26 protein-coding genes are annotated in these 24,515 nt (G+C 73.9%); 14 read left to right on the forward strand and 12 right to left on the reverse strand.

The window, feature by feature from the left end; translation table 11 throughout:
• The first annotated feature begins 10 nt into the window (after positions 1 to 10).
• On the forward strand, positions 11 to 238 hold the full coding sequence (locus RND61_RS01800) for a DUF3107 domain-containing protein (protein ID WP_315875816.1): 228 nt from the start codon (positions 11 to 13) through the stop codon (positions 236 to 238).
• 213 nt (positions 239 to 451) lie between these two features.
• Complete coding sequence (locus RND61_RS01805; RefSeq protein WP_315875817.1) at positions 452 to 721, forward strand: hypothetical protein; 270 nt, start codon at positions 452 to 454, stop codon at positions 719 to 721.
• 33 nt (positions 722 to 754) lie between these two features.
• On the opposite strand, the gene RND61_RS01810 is transcribed toward RND61_RS01805, so the two are convergent.
• Positions 755 to 1,489 carry a ferritin-like fold-containing protein gene (locus RND61_RS01810; protein WP_315875818.1) on the reverse strand — a complete coding sequence of 245 codons (735 nt, stop codon included), beginning with the start codon at positions 1,487 to 1,489 and terminating at the stop codon, positions 755 to 757.
• 488 nt (positions 1,490 to 1,977) lie between these two features.
• Here RND61_RS01810 and RND61_RS01815 point away from each other — a divergent pair, with 488 nt between their 5' ends.
• Both RND61_RS01815 and RND61_RS01820 read left to right on the forward strand, forming a co-directional pair.
• Positions 1,978 to 3,705, forward strand: a complete 1,728-nt coding sequence (locus RND61_RS01815; RefSeq protein WP_315875819.1) for a DEAD/DEAH box helicase — start codon at positions 1,978 to 1,980, stop codon at positions 3,703 to 3,705.
• A gap of 165 nt (positions 3,706 to 3,870) precedes the next feature.
• Positions 3,871 to 4,749: an alpha/beta fold hydrolase gene (locus RND61_RS01820; RefSeq protein WP_315875820.1), complete on the forward strand. Its 879-nt coding sequence runs from the start codon at positions 3,871 to 3,873 to the stop codon at positions 4,747 to 4,749.
• Here the strand turns inward: RND61_RS01820 and RND61_RS01825 are convergent.
• Positions 4,734 to 5,624, reverse strand: a complete 891-nt coding sequence (locus RND61_RS01825) for an NYN domain-containing protein (RefSeq protein WP_315875821.1) — start codon at positions 5,622 to 5,624, stop codon at positions 4,734 to 4,736. The genes RND61_RS01820 and RND61_RS01825 overlap by 16 nt on opposite strands.
• A gap of 144 nt (positions 5,625 to 5,768) precedes the next feature.
• Between RND61_RS01825 and RND61_RS01830 the strand changes: the two genes are divergently transcribed.
• Positions 5,769 to 5,921 (forward strand): hypothetical protein, encoded by a 153-nt coding sequence (locus RND61_RS01830; protein WP_315875822.1) that lies wholly within the window; start codon positions 5,769 to 5,771, stop codon positions 5,919 to 5,921.
• Positions 5,922 to 6,011: 90 nt separating this feature from the next.
• On the opposite strand, the gene RND61_RS01835 is transcribed toward RND61_RS01830, so the two are convergent.
• The 4 genes from RND61_RS01835 to RND61_RS01850 form a co-directional block, all read right to left on the reverse strand.
• A complete protein-coding gene (locus RND61_RS01835) occupies positions 6,012 to 6,617 on the reverse strand; it encodes a MarC family protein (protein ID WP_315875823.1) in 606 nt (201 codons plus the stop codon).
• 124 nt (positions 6,618 to 6,741) lie between these two features.
• The gene (locus RND61_RS01840; RefSeq protein WP_315875824.1) at positions 6,742 to 7,602 is read right to left on the reverse strand and encodes a PHP domain-containing protein; all 861 of its coding nucleotides are present in this window, start codon (positions 7,600 to 7,602) and stop codon (positions 6,742 to 6,744) included.
• Positions 7,603 to 7,704: 102 nt separating this feature from the next.
• A complete protein-coding gene (locus tag RND61_RS01845; RefSeq protein ID WP_315875825.1) occupies positions 7,705 to 8,343 on the reverse strand; it encodes a DUF6758 family protein in 639 nt (212 codons plus the stop codon).
• 286 nt (positions 8,344 to 8,629) lie between these two features.
• On the reverse strand, positions 8,630 to 9,232 hold the full coding sequence (locus tag RND61_RS01850) for a suppressor of fused domain protein (RefSeq protein ID WP_315875826.1): 603 nt from the start codon (positions 9,230 to 9,232) through the stop codon (positions 8,630 to 8,632).
• Positions 9,233 to 9,748: 516 nt separating this feature from the next.
• Between RND61_RS01850 and RND61_RS01855 the strand changes: the two genes are divergently transcribed.
• Both RND61_RS01855 and RND61_RS01860 read left to right on the forward strand, forming a co-directional pair.
• Complete coding sequence (locus RND61_RS01855) at positions 9,749 to 10,876, forward strand: magnesium and cobalt transport protein CorA (RefSeq protein WP_315875827.1); 1,128 nt, start codon at positions 9,749 to 9,751, stop codon at positions 10,874 to 10,876.
• A gap of 30 nt (positions 10,877 to 10,906) precedes the next feature.
• Entirely contained in the window at positions 10,907 to 11,422 is a 516-nt protein-coding gene (locus tag RND61_RS01860) for a hypothetical protein (RefSeq protein WP_315875828.1), read from the forward strand.
• Positions 11,423 to 11,836: 414 nt separating this feature from the next.
• On the opposite strand, the gene RND61_RS01865 is transcribed toward RND61_RS01860, so the two are convergent.
• Positions 11,837 to 13,600, reverse strand: a complete 1,764-nt coding sequence (locus RND61_RS01865) for an acetyl/propionyl/methylcrotonyl-CoA carboxylase subunit alpha (protein ID WP_315875829.1) — start codon at positions 13,598 to 13,600, stop codon at positions 11,837 to 11,839.
• A gap of 353 nt (positions 13,601 to 13,953) precedes the next feature.
• On the opposite strand from RND61_RS01865, the gene RND61_RS01870 reads away from it, so the two are divergent.
• Complete coding sequence (locus RND61_RS01870) at positions 13,954 to 14,493, forward strand: hypothetical protein (protein ID WP_315875830.1); 540 nt, start codon at positions 13,954 to 13,956, stop codon at positions 14,491 to 14,493.
• Between the two features lie 31 nt (positions 14,494 to 14,524).
• On the opposite strand, the gene RND61_RS01875 is transcribed toward RND61_RS01870, so the two are convergent.
• The 4 genes from RND61_RS01875 to RND61_RS01890 all read right to left on the reverse strand — a co-directional run bounded on the left by RND61_RS01875 (position 14,525) and on the right by RND61_RS01890 (position 17,222).
• Positions 14,525 to 15,127, reverse strand: coding sequence for a nucleoside triphosphate pyrophosphatase (locus RND61_RS01875; RefSeq protein WP_315875831.1), 603 nt, complete (start codon positions 15,125 to 15,127; stop codon positions 14,525 to 14,527).
• Positions 15,128 to 15,197: 70 nt separating this feature from the next.
• Entirely contained in the window at positions 15,198 to 15,326 is a 129-nt protein-coding gene (gene mmpB, locus RND61_RS01880; RefSeq protein ID WP_315875832.1) for a morphogenic membrane protein MmpB, read from the reverse strand.
• Between the two features lie 84 nt (positions 15,327 to 15,410).
• A complete protein-coding gene (locus RND61_RS01885) occupies positions 15,411 to 15,623 on the reverse strand; it encodes an acyl-CoA carboxylase epsilon subunit (RefSeq protein WP_315875833.1) in 213 nt (70 codons plus the stop codon).
• A 9-nt stretch (positions 15,624 to 15,632) separates the two neighbouring features.
• Entirely contained in the window at positions 15,633 to 17,222 is a 1,590-nt protein-coding gene (locus RND61_RS01890; protein WP_315875834.1) for an acyl-CoA carboxylase subunit beta, read from the reverse strand.
• A 119-nt stretch (positions 17,223 to 17,341) separates the two neighbouring features.
• On the opposite strand from RND61_RS01890, the gene RND61_RS01895 reads away from it, so the two are divergent.
• The 5 genes from RND61_RS01895 to hutH all read left to right on the forward strand — a co-directional run bounded on the left by RND61_RS01895 (position 17,342) and on the right by hutH (position 23,564).
• Positions 17,342 to 18,205: a biotin--[acetyl-CoA-carboxylase] ligase gene (locus RND61_RS01895; RefSeq protein ID WP_315875835.1), complete on the forward strand. Its 864-nt coding sequence runs from the start codon at positions 17,342 to 17,344 to the stop codon at positions 18,203 to 18,205.
• Between the two features lie 162 nt (positions 18,206 to 18,367).
• Positions 18,368 to 19,507: an adenylate/guanylate cyclase domain-containing protein gene (locus tag RND61_RS01900; RefSeq protein ID WP_315875836.1), complete on the forward strand. Its 1,140-nt coding sequence runs from the start codon at positions 18,368 to 18,370 to the stop codon at positions 19,505 to 19,507.
• 36 nt (positions 19,508 to 19,543) lie between these two features.
• Positions 19,544 to 20,347 carry an enoyl-CoA hydratase/isomerase family protein gene (locus RND61_RS01905; RefSeq protein ID WP_315875837.1) on the forward strand — a complete coding sequence of 268 codons (804 nt, stop codon included), beginning with the start codon at positions 19,544 to 19,546 and terminating at the stop codon, positions 20,345 to 20,347.
• Between the two features lie 98 nt (positions 20,348 to 20,445).
• On the forward strand, positions 20,446 to 21,627 hold the full coding sequence (locus RND61_RS01910; RefSeq protein ID WP_315875838.1) for a GGDEF domain-containing protein: 1,182 nt from the start codon (positions 20,446 to 20,448) through the stop codon (positions 21,625 to 21,627).
• Positions 21,628 to 21,983: 356 nt separating this feature from the next.
• On the forward strand, positions 21,984 to 23,564 hold the full coding sequence (hutH, locus tag RND61_RS01915; protein ID WP_315875884.1) for a histidine ammonia-lyase: 1,581 nt from the start codon (positions 21,984 to 21,986) through the stop codon (positions 23,562 to 23,564).
• Between the two features lie 23 nt (positions 23,565 to 23,587).
• On the opposite strand, the gene RND61_RS01920 is transcribed toward hutH, so the two are convergent.
• Positions 23,588 to 23,911, reverse strand: a complete 324-nt coding sequence (locus RND61_RS01920; protein WP_315875839.1) for a hypothetical protein — start codon at positions 23,909 to 23,911, stop codon at positions 23,588 to 23,590.
• A 106-nt stretch (positions 23,912 to 24,017) separates the two neighbouring features.
• On the opposite strand from RND61_RS01920, the gene RND61_RS01925 reads away from it, so the two are divergent.
• Positions 24,018 to 24,398 (forward strand): hypothetical protein, encoded by a 381-nt coding sequence (locus tag RND61_RS01925; protein WP_315875840.1) that lies wholly within the window; start codon positions 24,018 to 24,020, stop codon positions 24,396 to 24,398.
• The last annotated feature ends 117 nt before the right edge of the window (positions 24,399 to 24,515 follow it).

Raw genomic sequence — 24,515 nt, forward strand, 5'->3', positions numbered from 1 at the left:
GGACATAGCCGTGGAGGTCAAGATCGGCGTGCAGCACGCGCCCCGGGAGATCGTTCTGGAGAGCGGGCAGTCCGCCGAGGAGGTCGAGCGCGCGGTGGCCGAGGCGCTGTCCGGCAAGGCGCAGCTGCTCAGCCTGACGGACGAGAAGGGCCGCAAGGTGCTCATCCCGGCGGACCGGCTCGCCTACGTGGAGATCGGCGAGCCGTCGGTGCGCCGGGTCGGCTTCGGCCCGCTGTGACCGCGTAGCACAGCGGCACGGAGGCCCGGCGGGGGCGTCGTCCCCCGCCGGGCCTCTTGTCGTACGTCTTCTCTTTCGCGCTTCTCTTTCGCGCGACGCGCGTGTCCTCTTCCGGGAGGCGTCCCTCCCGCGTGGGAGGGTTGTCTTCCGGACGGGTCGGGTAGGACCGGGTACGACCGCTCTGCCCGCCCCGCCGACCCGCGAGGTGATGCTGTGTTCTGGGAAGCTCTCGGCTCCGTCCTGCTCGGACTCGCCCTGGCCTGGGCCACCCTCCGCCGGCTGGCCGACCGGCTTCCGCCACGTCGTACGGTGCTGGCGACCGGCGCGCTCGGCGCGCTGTTCGGCGCGCTCGTCACGCACGCCGCGCTCGGTCCCGGCTTCGCGCTGGGCACGCTCCTCGGGGCGGTCGCCGTCAGCGCCGTGCTGCTGTCCCTGCTGATCCGGCCCGCGACGCGCCGCCTGCGACGATCAGCGGCGGCGTGATCCGCGCCGCCGCCGGCCCCCCGACGTCCGCGGCTAGGCCGCGAGACCCAGGGCCGCCATGCGCTTCGTGTGCGCCTTGGTGATCCGCGAGAACATCTCCCCGACCGCCGCCAGGTCGAACCCGTCCGCGACCCCGCCGACCAGCATCGTCGACAGCGCGTCCCGCTCCGCCACGACGCGCTGGGCCTGCGACAGGGCCTCGCCCATCAGCCGCCGCGCCCACAGCGCGAGCCGGCCGCCCACGCGCGGGTCCGCCTCGATCGCGGCGCGCACCTTCTCCACGGCGAAGTTCCCGTGCCCGGTGTCGTCCAGCACGGCCAGCACCAGCGCGCGCGTGTCGGAGTCGAGCCGGACGGCGACCTCCCGGTAGAAGTCGCTGGCGATCGAGTCGCCGACGTACGCCTTGACGAGGCCCTCCAGCCAGTCCGACGGCGCCGTCTGGCGGTGGAAGTCGTCCAGTGCCTTCGCGAAGGGCTCCATCGCGCCGGTCGGCTCCGCGTCGATCGCGGCCAGCCGGTCGCGCAACTGCTCGAAGTGGTGGAACTCGGCGGACGCCATCTTCGCCAGCTCCGCCTTGTCGGCGAGCGTCGGGGCGAGCTTCGCGTCCTCCGCGAGCCGCTCGAAGGCCGCCAGCTCCCCGTAGGCGAGCGCGCCGAGCAGGTCCACGACGGCCGCGCGGTACTGCGGGTCGGCGGAGGCCCCGGCCCAGTCGAGGGCGGCGATCCCGGTCGGTTCTTCGGCGGCAGCGGCGTTGTCAGGCGTCTCCATGGAGCGCACAATAGCCCGCCGGCCGCACCCGGTAAGGCCCTGATCAACGAGTGTGACCTCCCCCTCCTTGTGAATTGCCCCAACACGCCTGCACGATTCCGGGGTACAGTGGTATTGAGCCCGTCGAGTATGCGGACACCTTCCGCATGTGCTCGGGGGGCCGTTTCATGAATGAGGATGCCCGGTCGGTGGCCCGATCGGCTCCGACCCGACAGCCCTCGGTGCGTTCTCGCACATGAGGGGCCCTCAGCGGTATGACGCTCGAGCGACGGCAGTGGTCCCGCTCCACCCGGCTGCGACCTCGCGGTCCGCGGCCGGAGAGTGATCCGGCGCGGTAAGACCCCCAGCGTTCGCCTCATGCCGCGTCTCACAGAAGAGGCAACACCCTGACTACGCAGCCTACGACTTTCCGAGAGCTCGGGATCCTCCCCGAGACCGCCGAGGCCCTGGAGGCCGTCGGCATCGTCACGCCGTTCCCGATCCAGGAGATGACCCTCCCGGTCGCCATGTCCGGGACGGACGTCATCGGCCAGGCCAAGACCGGCACGGGCAAGACCCTCGGTTTCGGCCTCCCCCTGGTGGAGCGCGTCACCGTCCCCGCCGACGTCGAGGCGGGCCGGGCCCGCCCCGACCAGCTGACGGAGGCGCCGCAGGCCCTCGTCGTCGTGCCGACCCGAGAGCTGTGCACGCAGGTCACCAACGACCTGCTCACCGCCGGCAAGGTCCGCAACGTCCGCGTCCTGGCGATCTACGGCGGCCGCGCCTACGAGCCCCAGGTCGAGGCCCTGCAGAAGGGTGTCGACGTGGTCGTCGGCACGCCGGGCCGCCTGCTCGACCTGGCCGGGCAGAAGAAGCTGGACCTGTCGCACATCCGCACGCTCGTGCTGGACGAGGCGGACGAGATGCTCGACCTGGGCTTCCTGCCCGACGTCGAGAAGATCATCAACATGCTTCCGGCGAAGCGCCAGACCATGCTGTTCTCGGCGACCATGCCGGGCGCGGTCATCGGCCTGGCCCGCCGCTACATGACGCAGCCCACGCACATCCGCGCCACCGCGCCGGACGACGAGGGCGCGACCGTCGCCAACATCAAGCAGCACGTCTACCGCGCGCACTCCATGGACAAGCCGGAGATGGTCGCCCGCATCCTCCAGGCCCGCGGCCGCGGACTGGCGATGATCTTCTGCCGTACGAAGCGCACGGCGGCCGACATCGCCGAGCAGCTGGAGCGGCGCGGCTTCGCATCCGGCGCCGTCCACGGCGACCTGGGCCAGGGCGCCCGCGAGCAGGCGCTGCGCGCCTTCCGCAACGGCAAGGTCGACGTGCTGGTCTGCACCGACGTGGCCGCGCGCGGCATCGACGTCGAGGGCGTCACGCACGTGATCAACTACCAGACGCCGGAGGACGAGAAGACGTACCTCCACCGCGTGGGCCGCACGGGCCGCGCCGGGGCACACGGTACGGCGATCACCCTGGTCGACTGGGACGACATCCCGCGCTGGCAGCTGATCAACAAGGCGCTGGAGCTGGACTTCCACGATCCGGTCGAGACGTACTCCACGTCCCCGCACCTCTTCGCCGAGCTGGACATCCCCGAGGGCACCAAGGGCGTCCTGCCGCGCGCCGAGCGGACCCGGGCCGGGCTGGACGCGGAGGTCCTGGAGGACCTGGGCGAGCCGGGCGGGCGCAAGCCGCGCGGCCGGCGTCGCGAGGAGGAGCGCCCGGAGCCCGCCGAGCGCACCCGTACGCCGCGGCAGCGCCGCCGTACGCGCGGCGGCACGCCCCTGGACGAGGCCGCCGGCACCGCCGCGCCGCAGGCGCCCGCCGCCGAGGCGGTGGAGGGCGGCGAGGCCCCGGCCGAGCGCCGCACCCCCCGCCGCCGCCGTCGCACCCGCGCGGGCGCGACGCTCACGGCGGAGACGGCCGCGCAGGCGGCCCCTGCGCCCGAGGTCGAGCCGTCGGCGAAGGCCGTCGAGGTCGTGGAGACCGCGGAGGGTCCGGCGCCCGAGGCGGAGGCCAAGCCCCGCCGCCGCACGCGCAAGGCCGCCGAGGCGGCCGACGCCCCGGCGGAGGCGGCCGAAGCCGAGGCCGCACCGCGCCGCCGGACCCGCAAGGCCGTCGCGTCCGCCGACGCCGTGGCGGTCCCGGAGCAGGCGTCCGAGGCCAAGCCGAGGCGCCGCCGCACCACGAAGGCCGCCGTGTCCGCCGACGCGTGAGACCCCGGCCTCAAGGCCCCGTCACCTCCGGGTGGCGGGGCCTTCCGCGTACCCGGCCGCCACCGCGCCGGTCCCGTGGGGCAGGGCTCGGGGCCGTCGGCCGTCCGGAGGCGCCGGGGCCCGGGCGGGACCGCGCGCCGGCCCCCGGGCCGCTAGCCTCGGGGCATGAGTCGGCCGCCCACCTTCGTCCCGCCCCCCTGCGCCCGGCCCCGTCCGCTGCGGACGGCGCGGGGCGCCTTCGCCGTGCTGGACGCCGCGCCCTCGGGGGCGGCCAGGGGCACCGCCCTGCTGCTGCCCGGGTACACGGGCAGCAAGGAGGACTTCATCGCCATGCTGGAGCCCCTCGTCGGCGCCGGGTACCGGGTCGTCGCCGTCGACGGGCGGGGGCAGTACGAGACCTCCGGGCCGAGCGACCAGGAGGCGTACGCGCGCCGCGAGCTGGCGCTGGACGTGCTGGCGCAGGCCGAGGCCGTCGGGGGCGGGGAGCGGGTCCACCTCCTGGGCCACTCGCTGGGCGGGCAGATCGCGCGGGCCGCGGCCCTGGAGGACCCGGCGCCGTTCCGTACGCTCACCCTGGTGTCGTCCGGCCCCGCCGAGGTCGCCCCGGAGCAGCGGGAGAAGATCAAGCTGCTGGGCGACGCGCTGCGCCTCATGGACATGGACCAGGTGTGGCAGGCGATGCGCGCCCTGGGCCCTCCGGAGGACGCCGGCGACCCGCTGCGCGGCGACCGCGAGGACCTCCGCCGCCGCTGGCTGCGCCACAACCCCGCGCAGCTCCTCGCGACGGGCCGGCAGCTCGCCACCGAACCGGACCGCGTCGCCGAGCTGGCCGCGCTGGACCCGCCGCTGCCCGTGCACGTCGTGTCGGGCGAACGGGACGACACCTGGCCGGTGCCCCTGCTGGACGCGATGGCGGAGCGGCTGGGCGCGCGCCGCACGCGGATCGGGGGTGCCGAGCACTCCCCCAACACCGACCGGCCCGTCGAGACGGCGGCGGCGGTGGCGGCGTTCTGGGACGCCCACCCGGTTCAGAACCGCGACTGAAGCTGCTGCCAGAAGCCGTCCCGCAGCGCGCGCCGCAGCACGGCGTGGCCGCGCAGGGAACGGCTCAGCAGCCGTTCGGCCTCCACCAGGAGGTCCTGGTCGACGGGGCCGGGCAGGTACGGGCGGCCGGGCAGCAGCTCGGCCAGCGCGTCGGCGCCCCGCTCCGCCAGCCACGCCGCGGCGACCTGCGCGCCCACGAACCGCACCTCGTCGCGCGACGGCGGCGGCTCGCCCTCGTTCTCGTACGTCGTCACGGGCCGCCGGGTGAGGTACGGGCGGCAGAAGTCCAGGTCGAAGACGCGGGAGCTGTCGACCTCCCACAGCAGCGCCTCGGCCTGGTTGCGGCCCTCCGCGGACTCGATGCCCCACAGGTGGACCCGGGCCCCGTACCCCTGCGCGGCCTCCACGGCGGAGACCAGGTCCTCGTCGCCGCCGACGAGCGCGGCGTCGCTGATCGCGCGGTGGCGGGCGAGGGACTCCAGGTCGGAGCGGATCAGGGAGTCGACGCCCTTCTGCTGGTTGTTGGCGTTGAGGTTGCCGAGGCGGACCTTCACGTCCGGGAGCTCGGCGATGGCCTGCTGCTCGGTGGTGTGGATGCGGCGGCGGGCGCCGTCGTACCAGTAGACGCGCAGCAGCCTGCTGTCCGCGAAGATCGTGCGGGCGGTGTCGATGAAGGCGTCGATGAGGCCCTCGGCGTCGAGGTCGAAGGAGCGCCGGTCCTCGGTGCCCGCGACCAGCAACCCGGCGGAAGCATAGACGTAACCGGCGTCGACGAAGATGGCGTGGGTCGAGGGGGTCTTGGCGACCTCGACCAGCATGCGTCGCAGGAGCTCATTGGTGCGCTCCAGGCGCTGGGCGATGTCCTCGTCGTTCATAGGGGCCTCATTGTCCGCCTCGGACGACCGGATCGCCAGCCACCCATATTTAGCCGATCAAAAAATTTCCTTAGCGTAGGGAATGTTTTAACGGCTGTACATCGTTGCAGGTGTAACAACACCAGTCCGACGAAGGGAGAAGCTTTGCGCTTCGAGATCATGCGACTCGACGACGTCGACGGCACCGCCGTGGACAGCACCGTCGTGGACGCCGCCTCCGTCACCCGCATCGTGCAGCAGGCCGCCGCGATCGGCCAGCGGCTCTACATCCGCCCGGCGGAAGCCGCCGCGTCGTAGCGTTCGCGATGCGAGAAGCGAACGAGAAGCGAAGCACCGCGCCCCCATACGGTTCGTACGGGGGCGCGGTCGCGGGTCGGGGCGGGCCGGTCAGGCGGCCTGGATCGTCTGCGTCACACCATTGATGATCTGCTGCACGGCGATCGCGGAGAGCATCATGCCGGCGAGCCGGGTCACCAGCACCACGCCGCCGTCCTTGATCACCCGGATGATCACCAGCGAGTACCGCAGGGTCAGCCACAGCACCACGTGCATCGCGACGATCGCCGACCACACGGACACCTGCCCGCTCACGTCGTCCGCGTGCTGCACGGCGAGGATCACGGAGACGATCGCGCCGGGCCCCGCGAGCAGCGGCATCCCGAGCGGGACGAGGGCGACGTTGACGTCCTTGGTCTGCTTGGGTTCGTCGGTCTTGCCGGTGAGCAGGTCGAGCGCGATGAGCAGCAGGAGCAGCCCGCCCGCGATCATCAGCGCGGGCACGGAGACGTGCAGGTAGGCCAGGATCTGCTGGCCCAGGATGCCGAACACGGTGATCACGCCGAAGGCGACGGCGACGGCCTGCCAGGCCATCCGGCGCTGCACCTTGGTGGCCCGCCCGGAGGTCAGGGCGAGGAAGATCGGGGTGATCCCGGGGGGATCCATGATGACGAAGAGGGTCAGGAAGAGGGAGCCGAAGACGGCGACGTCGAACACGGTGAGGCCTTGCAGGAGAGGGGTGGTACACAGCGGGCCGCGCGGCGGGGTGCCGGGCGGGACGTCGTACGGCGCGGCCGTGGGGGCGAAGGGCCGTAGGACGGGAGGTGGAGCGGCGGTCCGGTTACGGGCGTCCGCCCGTGCCCGGCACGGGGAACGCGCCGGTCGCCCGGCGCGTGATCTCGCCGTAGATCTCCGGGTCGGTGGTGAAGTCGCCGAGACGGCAGGTCTTGCGGCTGCCGTGGTAGTCGCTGGAGCCGGTGGTCAGCAGCCCGAGCTCGCCGGCCAGTCCGCGCAGCCGGGCGCGGGCCGGCCCGTCGTGGTCCATGTGGTCGACCTCGACGCCGTCGAGCCCGTGCGCGGCGAGGTCGGCGATCACGGAGTCGGGCAGCGTGCGGCCGCGCTTGGCCGCGGCGGGGTGCGCGAGGACGGTCACGCCACCGGCCGCCTTGACCAGGCGGACCGCCGTGAACGGGTCCAGCTCGTGCTTCTCCACGTACGCGCGCCCGCCGTCCGCGAGCCACTCGGGCGTGAACGCCGCGGACACGTCCGGTACGACGCCCAGCTCGACCAGGGCCTCGGCTATGTGGGGGCGGCCCACGGAGCCGTCGCCCGCGATGGCGGCGACCCGCTCCCAGGTGACCGGCACGCCCAGCTCCTGGAGCCTGCCGACCATCGCGCGGGCCCGCGGCACCCGGTCGTCGCGCACCAGCTCGCGCTCCCGCGCCAGCTCGGGCTCGTCCGGGTCGAAGAGGTACGCCAGCATGTGGACGCCGGTCCCGTCGGCCCGACAGGACAGCTCGGCGCCGGTCACCAGCGTCAGCCCCTCGGGGAGCGCCGCCAGCGCCTCGGCGTGGCCCCGCGTCGTGTCGTGGTCGGTCAGCGCGACCACGTCGAGACCGGCCGCGGCGGCGCCGCGCACCAGGTCGGCGGGGGTGTCCGTACCGTCCGACGCCGTGGAGTGGGTGTGCAGGTCGATGCGCACGGCACAGACTCCAGGGCTCGCTGCGGACAGGGGACACCCAAGGATAACCGCCCCCCAAACACACCATGCCCGGACGAACGAACCGCCGGCCGGGGCCGCCCGTCAGGCCAGCAGGCGCGGGGAGAGCGCCCCGCAGGGCACCATGTCGACCTCGGGCCCCGCCTCGCGCAGGTCGGTGAGGACCAGTTCGTCGTAGAGCAGCAGCCCGGAGTGCTCCGGCCAGGCGATCGCCCACAGCCACAGCCCGCGCGCCTCGCCCGCGAAGACGGCCCGTCCCTCGGGGACGCCGCCCACGTGCCACAGCGGCGTCAGCCGGCCGCCGGCGAGGACCTTGGCGTGCGGCGCCTTGTCGACGCAGAGGTGCGGGCCCGGGTCGGGGCCGTCCAGCCCGGCGTACCGGGCGCCGAGCCCCACGCCGAGCTCCTCGGCGACCAGCAGCAGCTCGCCCACGCCGCCGAGCGGCCCGGGCCCGGAGCAGGCGACGGCGGTGGCGCGACCGCCGCTGCGGTCGTCACCGGCGTACGCGACGCCCGTGTACAGCCAGCCGACGGGCAGCGGCCACGGCATCCAGACGGGGACCCGCGCCCGGTTCACGGCGACGTGCAGCGCCTCCAGGCTGGGGGGCACCACGGGTTGCAGCGGGTGCACCGGGCCGTGCGCGGCGCACTGCCAGCGGTCGGAGAAGAGACCGGGTGCCCGGACCCGGCCTCCGCACTTCGGGCAACTGGGTTCGCCCCTCATAGCGTTCAACGGTCCTCCGCCTCCGCCGCCGCGTCAAGGACGATCACCCGTCCGGTGTGCCGCCCCGCCCCGCCCCGTGCGTGCGGCGCGCGCGGCGGGGCGGGCCGGACGCCGCCCGCCCACGCCGACCCCGTCCCGTACGCGCGGGACGGGGCGCGTCACCGCCACCGGGTTCTCCGCCGGCCGGGACCCCGTCCCCTGCGCGCGGGGCGGAGCGGCCTTCCGGAACCGCCGGCGCACGACGCGCCGCCGCCCGTCCCGTGCGCGCGGGGCGGGCGGCTCCGGCTCAGTCGAGGCCGACCGACGCCCGCCGCGGGTCCCGCAGGTCGGTCCCGGCGCCCAGCCAGCGCTCCTCCAGCGCCCGCGCGCCGTGCACCCGCTTCCACGCCGCCTCGTTGGGCGTCATCGGCAGCAGCGGCAGGAACCGCACCGGGTCCATCCCGCCGTCCAGCTCCAGGTCCGGCACCAGCCCGCCGGACTCCCCGACGAGCACGGACGTGAACGGCGCGCCCGGCCACAGCGGCTCCCCCACGTCCAGGGACGCGCCCGGCGCCACGACGACCCCCTCGACCTGCGGCGAGGCGGCCAGCACGGCGAGCGGGCGGAGCACCTTGTCGGTGTCGGCGAGCCCGGCCCGCACGGTGAGGAGCAGTTCCGCGCGCGGGCCGCGCACCGGGTCGGCCACCAGGTCCGTCGGGTCGGTCATGGGCCGCGCCGACATGCCGAGCGTGGCGTACCGCACGACCGGGCGGCCGTCGCCGTCACCGGTGACGGTGAAGCGCAGCACCTCGACGCGGTCCGTGCCGAGGAAGGTGACGGAAGCCCGCGCGTCCGGTTCGCCGAGCGCCGAGCGGAGCCGCGCCTCGACGAGCGCGAGAACTTTTTCCATGCGGCGAGCATAAAGCGCGCATCGAACGGGCAAGGAAAGGGATTGACCGTCAGTCGGCTGATAGGGTGGGCCGCTGGTCGGGACAGCACGCGGCGGAGGTTCCTCCGCCCCCCAGCGACAGCCGGTGGAGTGCTTTCCGGTCCCGACGACACGTCATCCCCCACGGGGGACCGGCCGGAGGAGGTGGGGCTGCGGTGGATCGAAGTCGACCGTGCAGTACCAGCCGCTCTTCCGCGCCGCGCGGGCAGCTCCCGCCACGCCCCCACCGCGCGCGTTCCGCCTCTCGTACGACCCTCCGTACGGGCGTCTGAGGCGTTTCCGCCCGTTTTCCGCACGCCGGGCACCGCGCACGACGGAAGAGCACGTCGCCCCTGTCTGTCTGTAGCGAACCGCGAACCGCGAACTTCCGTCCCGCGATCCGCGGTGCCGCCCGATTTGCGGACGTAAGCAACGCCACGTCCCCATTCCGGGCTGTGCCACGCCTCGCTGACGGCTTCTTGCGTGAAGGAGCCCGCCATGTCGATGATCCGTGACCTGCGTGCCGCCGTACGTCCGTCGCTGCGCAAGCGCAGCGCGTCGCCGTACCAGCCGTACAACGCCTACGACCCGACCCGCGACCCGTCCGCCTCGACCGCCGTCGTCGACTGCGCCGTGTACCGCGACGGGCGGCGGCTGGAGGGCGACGGCTGCCTGACGCCGCGCGAGGCGATGCGGCGCGTGCGGGAGGGCGGCGGCTTCGCGTGGATCGGTCTGCACGAGCCGACGGAGGCCGAATTCGCGGGCATCGCCGCCGAGTTCGGGCTGCACCCGCTGGCCGTGGAGGACGCGGTCCACGCCCATCAGCGGCCGAAGCTGGAGCGGTACGACGACACGCTGTTCACGGTCTTCAAGACGATCCACTACGTGGAGCACGCCGAACTGACCGCGACGAGCGAGGTCGTGGAGACCGGTGAGGTGATGTGCTTCACCGGCCGGGACTTCGTCATCACCGTCCGGCACGGCGGGCAGGGGTCGCTGCGCAACCTGCGGCACCGGCTGGAGTCGGAGCCGGAGCTGCTGGCGAAGGGGCCCTCGGCGGTGCTGCACGCCATTGCCGACCACGTCGTGGACGGGTACATCGCGGTCGCGGACGCCGTGGAGATCGACATCGACCAGATCGAGATCGACGTCTTCTCGCCCCCGGCGAAGGGCGGCACGCGCGGTACGGACACGGGCCGGATCTACCAGCTGAAGCGCGAGGTGCTGGAGTTCAAGCGGGCCGTGACTCCGCTGACGCGACCGCTGCAACTGCTGAGCGAGCGGCCGATGCGGCTGGTCGACCCGGACATCCAGAAGTACTTCCGGGACGTCGCCGACCACCTGGCCCGGGTGCAGGAGCAGGTCGTGGGCTTCGACGAGCTGCTGAACTCCATCCTCCAGGCCAATCTCGCGCAGGCGACGGTCGCGCAGAACGAGGACATGCGCAAGATCACCTCATGGGCGGCGATCATCGCCGTGCCGACGGCGGTGTGCGGCGTGTACGGCATGAACTTCGACCACATGCCGGAGCTCCAGTGGAAGTACGGCTACCCGATGGTGCTGACCGCGATCATCGGCACCTGCTTCGCGATCCACCGCACCCTGAAGCGCAACGGCTGGCTGTAGGGGTCCCTGCCCGCTGGCTAAGCTGCGGGCATGACTGACGACTCGCTGCTCGCCCGCGCCCTCGTCGAGGAGGCCACCAAGAAGTCCGGCCTCATCTGGGTGCGCGGCGACGGGCCGGCGCGGGCGCTGTGGCACGTGTGGCACGAGGGCGCCGCGCACGTCGTCGGCGACGGTCCCGGGGAGCAGCCGCTGCCGTCCGGTCTCGTCGACGGCGCCACCGCCGAGGTCACCGTGCGCAGCAAGGACAAGGGCGGCCGGGTCGTCGCCTGGACGGCGGTGGTCGGCGAGCAGGCGCCCGGCTCGGAGGAGTGGCGGGCGGCGGTCGACGAGCTGAAGGGCAAGCGGCTCAACGCCCCCGACGCGGAGACCATGACCGAGCGGTGGGCGCGCGAGTGCCGGGTGCTGCGGCTGACGCCCCGCGAGGCCGTCACCGACCTGCCGCAGGACTCCCTGGCGGCGGTGCCGCTGCCGACGCCGGCGACGACCCGCGTACCGGTACCGGCGGCCCTTCCCCGGCTGCTCCTGAAGCGCCGCAAGCGCCACTGACCGCCCCTCCCCCGGCCGTCGGGGAGGGCGGGCGGCTCGTGGGACCGGAGGGCCGTGTAGGTCGGGAGGGGGGTGCGCCGGTGGACCGCTCGTGGGGCCGAGCGCCCCACTCGTGGGGCCGGAGGATCCTGTGGGCCGGGGAGGGGACGGTCTCGGGCGCCCCGTGGTCGGCCCGTGAGGCCGAAGGGGGCGCACCACTCGTAGGACCAGAGACCCCTGCGGGCCGGGAGGGGGCGGGTGCCCCCTTGGGCCGCTCGTGGAGCCGAAGGGGCGCGCGGGTGTCGGGAGGGCGATCACGCGCAGGCGCGAAGCGCTGAGCATGTTCGCCCTCCCGACACCCGCTTTCAGCGCCCCGGAGGCGGAACGAGCCTCAAAAAAGGGGGTGCGCCCCGGAGGCGCAACGAGCCTGAGAAATCAGTCCTTGATCTCGCAGATCGCCGCGCCCGAGGTGACGGACGCGCCGACCTCCGCGTTCAGGCCCTTCACCGTGCCCGCGCGGTGCGCGTTCAGCGGCTGTTCCATCTTCATGGCCTCCAGGACGACGATCAGGTCGCCCTCCTTGACCTCCTGGCCCTCTTCGACGGCCACCTTCACGATGGTGCCCTGCATCGGGGAGGTCAGCGTGTCGCCGGACGCGGCCGACGCGGCCTTCCGCTTCGCGCGCCGCTTCGGGCGGGCACCCGCGGCCAGGCCGGTACGGGCCAGGCTCATGCCGAGCGTCGACGGCAGGGACACCTCCAGGCGCTTGCCGCCGACCTCGACGACGACCGTCTCGCGGCCCGTCTCCTCGTCGTCCGCCTCGGTGTCGGCGGGGGCGGCGAACGGCTTGATCTCGTTGACGAACTCCGTCTCGATCCAACGCGTGTGGATCTTGAACGGGCCTTCCGCCGGGGCGAACGCCGGGTCCGCGACGACCGCGCGGTGGAACGGGATGGCCGTGGCCATGCCCTCCACCTGGAACTCGGCCAGCGCGCGCCGTGCCCGCTCCAGTGCCTGCTGCCGGGTCGCGCCCGACACGATCAGCTTGGCCAGCAGGGAGTCCCAGGCGGGGCCGATGACGCTGCCGGACTCCACGCCCGCGTCCAGCCGGACACCCGGACCGGACGGCGGGGCGAACGTGGTGACCGTGCCCGGCGCGGGCAGGAAGTTGCGGCCCGGGTCCTCGCCGTTGATGCGGAACTCGAAGGAGTGGCCGCGCACCTCCGGGTCGCCGTACCCCAGCTCCTCGCCGTCCGCGATGCGGAACATCTCCCGTACGAGGTCGAGGCCGGTGACCTCCTCGGTCACCGGGTGCTCGACCTGGAGGCGGGTGTTGACCTCCAGGAAGGAGATCGTGCCGTCGTTGCCGACCAGGAACTCGACCGTGCCCGCGCCGACGTAGCCGGCCTCCTTCAGGATGGCCTTCGACGCCCGGTACAGCTCGGCGTTCTGCTCCTCGGTGAGGAACGGCGCCGGGGCCTCTTCCACCAGCTTCTGGTGGCGCCGCTGGAGCGAGCAGTCGCGGGTGGAGACGACGACGACGTTGCCGTGCTTGTCGGCCAGGCACTGGGTCTCCACGTGCCGCGGCCGGTCCAGGTACCGCTCCACGAAGCACTCGCCGCGGCCGAACGCCGCGACGGCCTCGCGGACCGCGGAGTCGTACAGCTCGGGGACCTCTTCGAGGGTGCGGGCCACCTTCAGGCCGCGACCGCCGCCGCCGAATGCCGCCTTGATGGCGATGGGCAGCCCGTGCTCCCGGGCGAACGCGACGACCTCGTCCGCGCCGGAGACCGGGTCGGACGTACCGGCCACCAGCGGCGCGCCGGCGCGCTGGGCGATGTGACGGGCCGCCACCTTGTCGCCGAGGTCGCGGATCGCCTGCGGCGGCGGGCCGATCCAGATGAGTCCGGCGTCGATGACGGCCTGGGCGAACTCCGCGTTCTCCGACAGGAAGCCGTAACCCGGGTGGACGGCGTCGGCCCCCGAGTCCTTGGCCGCCTGAAGCACCTTCGCGATGTCCAGATAGCTGGCCGCCGGGGTGTCACCGCCCAGGGCGAACGCCTCGTCCGCCGCACGGACGTGCAGGGCGTCCCGGTCCGGATCGGCGTAGACGGCTACGCTCGCGATCCCGGCGTCCCGGCAGGCACGGGCGACACGGACAGCGATTTCGCCACGGTTGGCGATGAGCACCTTGCGCACGATGGCTCCCTCCATTCCCAAAACACGCTGAGTTTAGGGACTGCCGACACGTCGTTTCGACTGTTCCCCAGTCGTGAGGTTGCCCACACGGAGCGTGATACGCGGCTCGCTCAGACTTCGAAACCCCCTTGCCCCGCCTTGGTACGTGGGGTTTCCTGACAGCACAGTAGCCCCGGGGTGTGGTCAAGGTCTCTGTTCTGGAGGCCAGCGGGGTGTCCCGTTTCTTTGTGGAGTCCCTACGAATGGGCGAACGATTCTTTGCCGCGGCACGCTGACCCTTGCCCGGGGGTTTACCCGTGAGTAGCCTGCGCGTTGACATCCGTACCGCTGGTAACAGGCAGGGGGCGCCCGTGATGACCGGCAGACCGGTGGCACTGACGGCGGGCGCCGTACTGCTCGCCGAGGCGGTGGGCGCCGTGCTGCTGCACGGCGTGCTCGCGGCGGTCCTGTCGAACCAGCGGATGTCCCTGGCGGGCCTCGACCCGGACGCGATGATCACCGGTACGTGGGTGGCGGGCGGCGTCCTCGGCGCGTACCTCGCGCTGTGCGGGGCCGTGCTGCTCCGCACGGGTGTCCGCCGCGCGGCGCCCGGTCGGTGGGGCCGCGTCCTGCTCGTCACCTGCGCGGTCACCCACGCGGTGCTGGGCGCCGTGGCGGTCGGCCTCGTCGGCTGGGCGGCCTTCGCGTGGCTGATGGCGGCCATGGGGCTGGTGGTGCTCTCCCTCGTCGCGTACGAAGGGCCGCGGGACCCGGCCGGTACGGCGACCGACGACCGCCCCACCGGTACGGCGATCGCCGACCGGCCCGACGACTGGCCCGACGACCGCCCGGCCGGTACGGCAACCGACGACCGGCCCGGCGGCCCGGCCGGTCAGGCGCCGCACTCCGCGTGACGCGCCCCGCCCCGCGCCCCCAGGCCCCGCCCTACGCCCACAGGTCGGTGACGGCCACGTCCAGCCGGCGCAGGAGGCGGCGCAGCAGCGGCAGCGACAGGCCGATGACGTTGCCCGGGTCGCCGTCGATGCCGTCGATGAACGGCGCCGAGCGCCCGTCGAGCGTGAAGGCGCCCGCCACGTGGAGCGGTTCGCCGCTGGCGACGTACGCGGCGACCTCCTCGTCCGTCGGGTCGCCGAAGCGGACCAGCGTGGACGCGGTCGCGGAGGCGTACCGCTTCGCCGCCGTGTCGTGGACGCAGTGGCCGGTCTGGAGGACGCCGACGCGACCGCGCATCGACTTCCAGCGGGCGACGGCCTCCTCGGCGTCGGCGGGCTTGCCGAGCGCCCGGCCGTCCAGCTCCAGCACCGAGTCGCAGCCGATCACCAGCGCGCCGGACACCTCCGGACGGGCCGCCACCAGGGACGCCTTCGCCTCGGCGAGGGCCAGGGCCAGCTCGGCGGGGGTCGGGGCGGTCACCTTGCTCTCGTCGAAGCCGCTGACGACGACCTCGGGCGAGAACCCGGCCTGACGCAGCAGGCCGAGGCGGGCGGGGGACGCGGAGGCGAGAACGACACGACGCTGAGCACTCATGCCGCCATCGTATGCAGCGCCGCGCCCCGGGGGAGGGGCTCCGGCGGCCGGCCCGGGGCGGGCGGGGCGGTCAGCGCAGGCCCGCGGCGAGCATCGCCACGAACATCGCCAGGGCCAGCAGGACGCCGGCCCGCCGCAGCATGGCCTGCGTGGCCCGCATCTCCTCGGGCGGCTCGTTCTCGGGGTCGGACCACAGCATCCCTCGATCCTGCGGACCCCGGGCGCGTCCCGCCTGAGTACGCGTACTCAGGCGGGCCCCCGCGAACGGGCCGGGCCGCCGCCGCTACGCCGGCCAGTAACTCCGCGACCAGGACCGGGGCCCCGGGACCGGCGGCAGGCCGCGCGCGACGCGCACGGGCGCCGACCAGGCGCCCGGGGTCCGGGACGGCGCGCCCGCGGCTTCGGCGGCGGCCGTCGCCGCGGCGCGCGCCCTGACCACCGCCAGGGCGGCGGCGAGCTCCTCGGGGGTCGGGTTACCCCGTACGACCTTGATCATCGAGGCTCCTCACAGGGGGATGTTGCCGTGCTTCTTCGGGGGCAGGTTTTCCCGCTTGGTGCGGAGCTGACGCAGGCCGCGGACGATCTGCGCGCGGGTCTCGGACGGCATGATCACCGCGTCGATGTAGCCGCGCTCCGCCGCCGTGTACGGGTTGAGCAGCGTGTCCTCGTACTCCTGGATCAGCCGGGCGCGCAGCGCCTCCCGCTCGTCGTCCGGGGCCGCCGCGATCGTGCGGCGGTGCAGGATGTTCACCGCGCCCTGGGCGCCCATCACGGCGATCTGCGCGGTCGGCCACGCCAGGTTCAGGTCGGCGCCGAGGTGCTTGGAGCCCATCACGTCGTACGCGCCGCCGAACGCCTTGCGCGTGATGACGGTGATCAGCGGGACCGTCGCCTCCGCGTACGCGTAGATCAGCTTCGCGCCGCGCCGGATGATGCCGCCGTACTCCTGGTCCACGCCCGGCAGGAAGCCCGGCACGTCGACGAAGGTCAACACCGGGATGTTGAACGCGTCGCACGTGCGGACGAAACGCGCCGCCTTCTCGCTCGCGTTGATGTCCAGACAGCCCGCGAACTGCATCGGCTGGTTGGCGACGACGCCCACCGGGAAGCCCTCGACGCGGCCGAAGCCGGTGACGATGTTCGGCGCGAACATGCCCTGGGTCTCCAGGAACTCCCCGTCGTCCAGGACGTGTTCGATGACCGTGTGGATGTCGTACGGCTGGTTCGCGGAGTCGGGGACGACCGTGTCCAGCTCGCGGTCGTCGTCGGTGACGCCGAGGTCCGCCTCCTCCGGGAAGGCCGGGGGCTCCGACAGGTTGTTGGACGGCAGGTACGACAGCAGCGACTTCACGTAGTCGATGGCGTCCTTCTCGTCCGCCGCCATGTGGTGCGCCACGCCGGAGGTCGCGTTGTGCGTCCGCGCGCCGCCCAGCTCCTCGAAACCGACGTCCTCGCCGGTCACCGTCTTGATGACGTCCGGGCCGGTGATGAACATGTGCGACGTCCGGTCGACCATCACCGTGAAGTCGGTGATCGCCGGGGAGTAGACGGCGCCGCCCGCGCAGGGGCCCACGACCAGGCTGATCTGCGGGATGACCCCGGACGCGTGGGTGTTGCGGCGGAAGATCTCGCCGTACATGCCGAGGGCGCTGACGCCCTCCTGGATGCGGGCGCCGCCGGAGTCGTTGATGCCGATGACCGGGCAGCCGGTCTTCAGCGCGAAGTCCATCACCTTGATGATCTTCTGGCCGAACGTCTCGCCCAGCGCGCCGCCGAAGACCGTGAAGTCCTGCGAGAAGACCGCCACCGGGCGGCCGTCGACCGTCCCGTAGCCGGTGACGACGCCGTCGCCGTACGGGCGGTTCTTCTCCAGGCCGAAGTTGGCGGACCGGTGCCGCGCGAACTCGTCCAGCTCCACGAACGAGTCCTCGTCCAGCAGGAGGGCGATCCGCTCGCGGGCCGTCAGCTTGCCCTTCGCGTGCTGCTTCTCGACGGCACGCTCGGAACCCGCGTGCGTCGCCTCCTCGATTCGGCGCTGCAGATCCGCGAGCTTCCCCGCGGTCGTGTGAATGTCGATCTCTTGACGCTCGGACATCGGGATGCGGCTCCCTGCCTGGTCACGTGTGGTCACGGGTGCGTTGGCTACTGGCCCGTAGAGTATCGGCGGGGATGCCGTTCGGCAGTGCGGTCTTTGCCACACCTAGGCTGGGTTGCATGACGCCCCCTCTTGGTCAAGGAACCGGTCCGGCGAGCCCCTGGAGCGATCTCGAACGGCCCCCGCTGGGCGCCCCCGCGCTGCGCCGGGCCCTCCTCCGGCCGGGCGCGCTGTGGACGTCCCTCGATCTCGTGCCCACCACCGGCTCCACCAACACCGACCTGGCCTCCCGCGCCGCCGATCTCCCCGAGGGCGCCGTCCTCGTCGCCGAGGAACAGACCGCCGGGCGGGGCCGCCTGGACCGGGCCTGGTCGGCGCCGGCCCGCTCCGGGCTGTTCTTCTCCGTCCTCCTCAAGCCGGACGTGCCGGTCCGGCGCCTCGCCTGGCTGCCGCTGCTGGCCGGGGTCGCCGTGGCCACCGCCCTGGCGCGGGCCGCCGGCGTCGACACGGCGCTGAAGTGGCCCAACGACCTGCTCGTCACGGTCGGGGGCGAGGAGCGCAAGGCCGGCGGCATCCTCGCCGAGCGCGCCGGGGACCACGGCGTCGTCGTCGGCGTCGGCGTCAACGTCACCCTCCGCGCCGACGAGCTGCCCGTGCCCGCGGCCGGGTCGCTCGCCCTCGCGGACGCCGTGTGCACCGACCGCGACCCGCTGCTGCGGGCCGTCCTGCGGTCGCTGGAGGAGTGGTACGGCCGGTGGACCGCCGCGGACGGCGACCCGTCCGCGTCCGGGCTCCAGGCCGCGTACGCCGCCGGCTGCGCGACGCTCGGCCGGACCGTGCGGGCGGAGTTGCCCGGCGGCCGGGCGCTCACCGGGGAGGCGGCCGCGATCGACGGGGACGGGAGGCTCGTCGTGGCCGCGGCGGACGGCCGGCGGGAGGCCGTGGGAGCGGGTGACGTCGTCCATCTGCGCCCGGTGGACTGAACGCGCTCGGTCTCGGGGACGTGAGCCAGGGCACACCTGCCGTATCGTTGAGGCGATCCGTCGGCCGGGTTCGCCGAGGTGGTCGACGAGGGGGTCGACGCGGCGGGTCAGCGACAGAACGGCAGGCAGGGCAGTGCGCACGGATCGGGCAGGAGGCGGCCGGTGACCGTCGACGACGAGAACGCGGGCGGAGTGGAGTACCCCACCCCCCACCATGTCGTCGATCACACGGCGGAGCCGACCGACAACCCCCTCGCCATCCGCCTGGAGCAGTTGATCCTCGGCGCCGAGCGGCGCTACACCCCCTTCCAGGCGGCCCGCACGGCCGGCGTCTCGATGGACCTCGCGTCCCGCTTCTGGCGGGCCATGGGCTTCGCGGACATCGGCCAGGCCAGGGCGCTGACGGAGGCCGACGTGCTGGCGCTGCGCCGGCTGGCCGGCCTCGTCGAGGCGGGGCTGCTGAGCGAGCCGATGGCCGTGCAGGTGGCCCGGTCGACGGGGCAGACGACGGCGCGGCTCGCGGAGTGGCAGATCGACTCGTTCCTGGAGGGGCTGACCGAGCCGCCCGAGCCCGGCATGACCCGCACCGAGGTCACGTACCCGCTGGTGGAGCTGCTGCTGCCGGAGCTCCAGGAGTTCCTGGTGTACGTGTGGCGGCGGCAGCTGGCCGCGGCGACCGGCCGGGTCGTGCAGGCGGGCGACGACGACGAGATGGTGGACCGGCGGCTCGCCGTCGGCTTTGCGGACCTCGTCGGCTTCACCCGGCTCACCCGCCGGCTGGAGGAGGAGGAGCTCGGCGAGCTGGTCGAGACGTTCGAGACGACCTGCGCCGACCTGGTCGCGGCGCACGGCGGACGGCTGATCAAGACCTTGGGCGACGAGGTCCTCTTCGCCGCCGACGACGCGGGCACGGCCGCGGAGATCTCGCTGCGCCTCATCGAGACGCTGAAGCAGGACGCGACGATGCCCGCCCTGCGCGTCGGGATCGCCTTCGGCACGGTCACCACCCGCATGGGTGACGTGTTCGGGACGACCGTGAACCTGGCGAGCCGGCTCACCTCCATAGCGCCCAAGAACACCGTCCTCGTCGACGGCGCCTTCGCCGAGGAGCTGTCCCGTACGGGCGAGGCGCCCGAGTCCGAGGCGCAGGCGGCGGAGGAGGCCGCCCGCGCGGAGAAGGAGGGCGGGACCCCGCCCTCGTACCGCTTCGCCCTCCAGCCCATGTGGCAGCGGCCGGTCCGCGGCCTCGGCGTCATCGAGCCCTGGATGCTGTCGCGGCGGGAGCCTAAGATCCCCGGGTAGACGCGATAACGGTCGTTAACCGGGAGGGTGGGCGCCATGTCCGAGCAGCAGTCGGAGGAGCGGTACGGGGAGTTCGTCGCCGTGCGCCGGCACGGGTACGTGGCGGAGCTGGTCCTCGACCGGCCCAAGGCCATGAACGCGGTCTCCACCGAGATGGCCCGGTCCATCGGCGCCGCCTGCGCCGCGCTCGCCGCCGACCCCTCGGCCCGGGTCACCGTTCTGACCTCCTCCCACGACCGGGCCTTCTGCGTGGGCGCCGACCTGAAGGAGCGGAACTCCTTCACGGACGCCGACCTGATGCGCCAGCGGCCGGTCACCCGCGCCGCGTACACGGGCGTGCTGGAGCTGCCGATGCCGTCCGTCGCGGCCGTGCGCGGCTTCGCGCTGGGCGGCGGCTTCGAGCTGGCGCTCGCCTGCGACCTGATCGTCGCCGACGCGACCGCGGTCGTCGGGCTGCCCGAGGTGTCCGTGGGCGTCATCCCCGGCGGCGGCGGCACGCAACTGCTGCCGCGCCGGGTCGGCGCGGCGCGCGCCGCGGAGCTGGTGTTCACCGCCCGCCGGGTGCCGGCCGCGGAGGCCGCCGGGCTGGGGCTGGTCGACGAGCTGGTCGAGGACGACGCGCGCGGCGCCGCCCTGGAGCTGGGCGCGCGGATCGCGGCGAACTCGCCCGTGGGGCTGCGCGCCGCCAAGCGGGCCCTGCGCCTGGGGCACGGGCTGGACCTGCGGGCCGGGCTGGAGGTCGAGGACGCCGCGTGGCGGTCCGTCGCCTTCTCCGGGGACCGCAGGGAGGGCGTGGCGGCGTTCAACGAGAAGCGCGCGCCGCGCTGGCCGGGGGAGTAGCCGGCCGGCGCGGCGGGGCGCGCCGCCCGCGGGTCACCTGGCGTAACCGGGATCAGGTCGCCGGGTTGAAAGTGCGGATTCCTTCCTAAGCTAAGGGAATGGGTGAGGATGTCCGATTGCGGGCCGTGGTGGCGCTCGCGCAGGGGATGGCGGCGGCGCGCACTCCGCGCGAGTGCTGGCGGGCCGCCGCGCTCGGGGCCTGCGAGGCGCTCGGCGGTACGTTCGCGGCGCTCTCGGTCTGGCAGCGGGACCTCGGCCGGCTGAAGGTCCTGGTGAACGCGGGACGGCGGGCGCCGGACGAGGAGGAGTTCCCGGACTCCGAGGCGTACCCCGTGCACCAGTTCTCGGAGATCACCGAGTTCCTGCACGAGCGGTGGGCGGGCGGCGGTGAACCCGACGCCTGGGTGGAGACCGCCGACGGCGGCCCGGCGACACCCGATCACGACCACTGCCACCTGGAGGTCTCCCCGGGACGGGCGGGGTCGAGGTCCTGGGGGAGGGTGGCCGCGCTGCGGCGGCGCGGGCGGGGGTGCTGCGTGGTCGCGCCGATCGTGCTGCACGGGCGGGCGTGGGGCGAGCTCTACGTCGCCCGCCCGGTCGGGGCGCCCGTCTTCGACCGGGGCGACGCGGACTTCGCGACCGTCCTCGCCTCGGTCGTCGCCGCCGGGATCGCGCAGACCGAACGGCTGGAGGAGGTGCGCAAGCTCGCCTTCACGGACCCCCTGACCGGCCTCGCCAACCGCAGGGCCGTCGACACGAAGCTGGACGAGGCCGTCGACCGGTTCCTGGCGGACGGCTCCGTGGTGAGCCTCGTCGTGTGCGACCTGAACGGGCTCAAGCGCGTCAACGACACCCACGGCCACGCGGTCGGCGACCGGCTCCTGGAGCGGTTCGGATCGGTGCTGTCGTACGCGGGGGCACGGCTGCCGGGTGCGCTGGCGGCGCGGCTCGGCGGGGACGAGTTCTGCCTCGTGTCGGTCGGGCCGGAGGCCGACGAGGTGGTCGCGGTCGCCGACGAGCTGTGCGTACGGGCCGGGGACCTGGAGTTCGGGGAGGGCGTCGCCTGCGGGGTGGCGTCGACGGGCGACCCGATCGGGCCGGTGCGCTCGGCCCGCCGGCTGTTCCGGCTGGCGGACGCCGCCCAGTACCGGGCGAAGGCGGCCCGCTCCCCGAAGCCCGTGGTCGCCGGGCGGGACGGGGCCGTCATACGGCTCGCGGACGCGCCGCCGGCCGCGTCGCGCGACCGCCGGAGGTTCCGCGACGCGCACCCGGAGGAGTGAGGACCGGGGAGGGCGGCCGGTCGGGCCGGGGCGGACGCGGGGGCGGCCGGGGCGGGGGCGTACGGGCCGAGGAGGACGTGAAGGCGGCGGGGGCGGACGCGGGGGCGGCCGGGGTGGCCGGGGTGGTCGCACGGTCGAGACGGAGACGGACGGGTGACCGAGGGGGCGCGGGCGGCCGAGACGGCCGGGGAGGGCGCGAGGGCGTGAGGACGGCCGGGGCGGGGGCGGGGCCGGACGGGCGGATCGGGGGCGGGGCTGGACGAGCGGAACCGGGGTGGTCACGCAGCGGTAAGGGGTGGTCGCAGGACGGGGTAGTGACACGTTGCGATTCAGTCCGTAGGCTTCTGAATATGGATATGCACACTGTCGTGGTGGGGACGTCCGGTACCACCGCCGCCGACGTCATCGCCGTCGCCCGCGGCAACGCCCGCGTCGAGCTCTCCCCGGAAGCCCTCGACGCCCTCGCCCGCGCCCGGGAGACCGTGGACGCCCTCGCCGCCAAGCCCGAGCCGGTGTACGGCGTGTCGACCGGGTTCGGGGCGCTCGCCACGCGGCACATCGGCCAGGAACTGCGCGGCCGGCTCCAGCGCAACATCGTCCGCTCGCACGCCGCCGGCATGGGCCCGCGCGTCGAGCGGGAAGTCGTGCGCGCCCTGATGTTCCTGCGCCTGAAGACCGTCGCCTCCGGCCACACCGGCGTCCGCCCGCAGGTGGCGCAGACCATGGCCGACGTCCTCAACGCGGGCATCACCCCCGTCGTCCACGAGTACGGCTCCCTCGGCTGCTCCGGCGACCTCGCGCCGCTCTCCCACTGCGCCCTCGCGCTCATGGGCGAGGGCGACGCCGAAGGCCCCGACGGCACCGTCCGCCCCGCCGGGGAACTGCTCGCCGAGCACGGCATCGCCCCCGTCGAACTGCGCGAGAAGGAGGGGCTGGCCCTCCTCAACGGCACCGACGGCATGCTCGGCATGCTGGTGATGGCCCTCGCCGACCTGGAGAAGCTGTACAAGACGGCCGACGTCACCGCCGCCCTCACCCTGGAGGCGCTGCTCGGCACGGACAAGGTGCTGCGCCCCGAGCTGCACGCCATCCGCCCGCACCCCGGCCAGGCCGCGGCCGCCGCCAACATGCTCGCCGTCCTGGAGGGCTCCGGCCTGGTCGGCCGTCCCCAAGCTCTCAGCTCCGTTCGAGCAGGGGAGACCCCAATCCAGGTGGACGAGGCCCCTCGCGTCCAGGACGCCTACTCGGTGCGCTGTGCCCCGCAGGTCGCCGGCGCCGGCCGCGACACGATGGCGCACGCCCGGCTCGTCGCCGAGCGCGAGCTGGCCGCCGCCGTCGACAACCCGGTCGTCCTGCCGGACGGCCGCGTCGAGTCGAACGGCAACTTCCACGGCGCCCCCGTCGCGTACGTCCTCGACTTCCTCGCCGTCGCCGCCGCCGACCTCGGCTCCATCGCCGAGCGCCGTACGGACCGGCTCCTCGACAAGAACCGCAGCCACGGCCTGCCGCCCTTCCTCGCCGACGACGCGGGCGTCGACTCCGGGCTGATGATCGCCCAGTACACGCAGGCCGCGCTGGTCAGCGAGATGAAGCGGCTCGCCGTCCCGGCCTCCGCCGACTCCATCCCGTCGTCCGCGATGCAGGAGGACCACGTCTCCATGGGCTGGTCGGCGGCGCGCAAGCTGCGCACCGCGGTCGGCAACCTCAACCGGGTCCTCGCCGTCGAGCTGTACGCGGCGGCACGCGCGATCGAGCTGCGCCACGGGCTCACCCCGGCGCCCGCGTCCCGCGCCGTCATCGACGCCCTGCGCGCGGCGGGCGTGCAGGGGCCCGGACCGGACCGGTTCCTGGCGCCCGACCTGGAGGCGGCGGACGCGTTCGTACGGGAGGGCGGGGTCGTCGCCGCGGCCGAGGCCGTGACGGGCCCGCTGGCGTAGCGGACGGCCCCGGGGCGCACGCGTCAGAGCGCCGCGTGCGCCCCGCGCCGTACCGCGAAGGTCACCAGGCCGAGACCGACGGCGAGGAACGCGGAGCCGCCGAGCAGGTACGGCGCGCTGTCGACGCCGGCGCCCGTGTCGGCCAGCCGCAGCTCCTGCCCGGCGTGGCCCCGGGGCCCCTCGCGGTCGGAGGCGGGCGGCGCCGCGGCGTCCTGTGACGACGGCCGGCGGGACTCCGGGGAGGCCGGTTCCTCACCGGTGGCGTTCGCCGAGGGGACGAACCACAGAGCACCGAGCAGCGTCCCGGCGGCGGTGGCGGTCAGCAGAGGTCGGCGTGCGACGGACACAGATTCAGATCCCCTTGCGGAATCGAGAATTGGGTGTTGCGACGATGCTAGTGAACACAGCGGGTCGTGGAAAAGTCGCGGCTCCGGGCGGCCTACGCTCCGTCATATGAGTGCTTCTGAGACCTCACGGTATGTACGACTTCGGGTGGACCTGGTGCTGGAGGTGACCGAGCGGGACCGGCTGACCGACGCCGCTCTGCGACGGATCGACGACGACGAGTTCATGCCCGAGAAGGAGCGGGCGCACGCCGGGGCGGTCGTCCGCGAGGACGAAGCGGAAGCCCTCGCGTACCTCGTCGAGCCGTTCCACCTGATCGGCGAGGTGCCCGGCGTGGAGCTCGTCCAGGCGTCCTGGAGCAGCGAGCAGGCCGACTACGACCCCGACGTCGACGCCTGGCACCTCGACGACGAGGACGAGGACGCCGAGGACGACGCGGACGGGGACGAGGGCGACGGGGAGGGGGGTGCGGACGGCCGGGACGGCTGAGCCGGATGTGTGACACCCTTCAAGGTCCCGGGCGCACGCACGCGCGTGCGTCGTGTCCGGGGCCGCCCCGCGCGCGGGAACCGGGCCGCGCGCCGGTGCGTCGTTCAGTGGTGTTCC

Source organism: Streptomyces tamarix, assembly GCF_032423885.1.
GTDB lineage: Bacteria > Actinomycetota > Actinomycetes > Streptomycetales > Streptomycetaceae > Streptomyces > Streptomyces tamarix.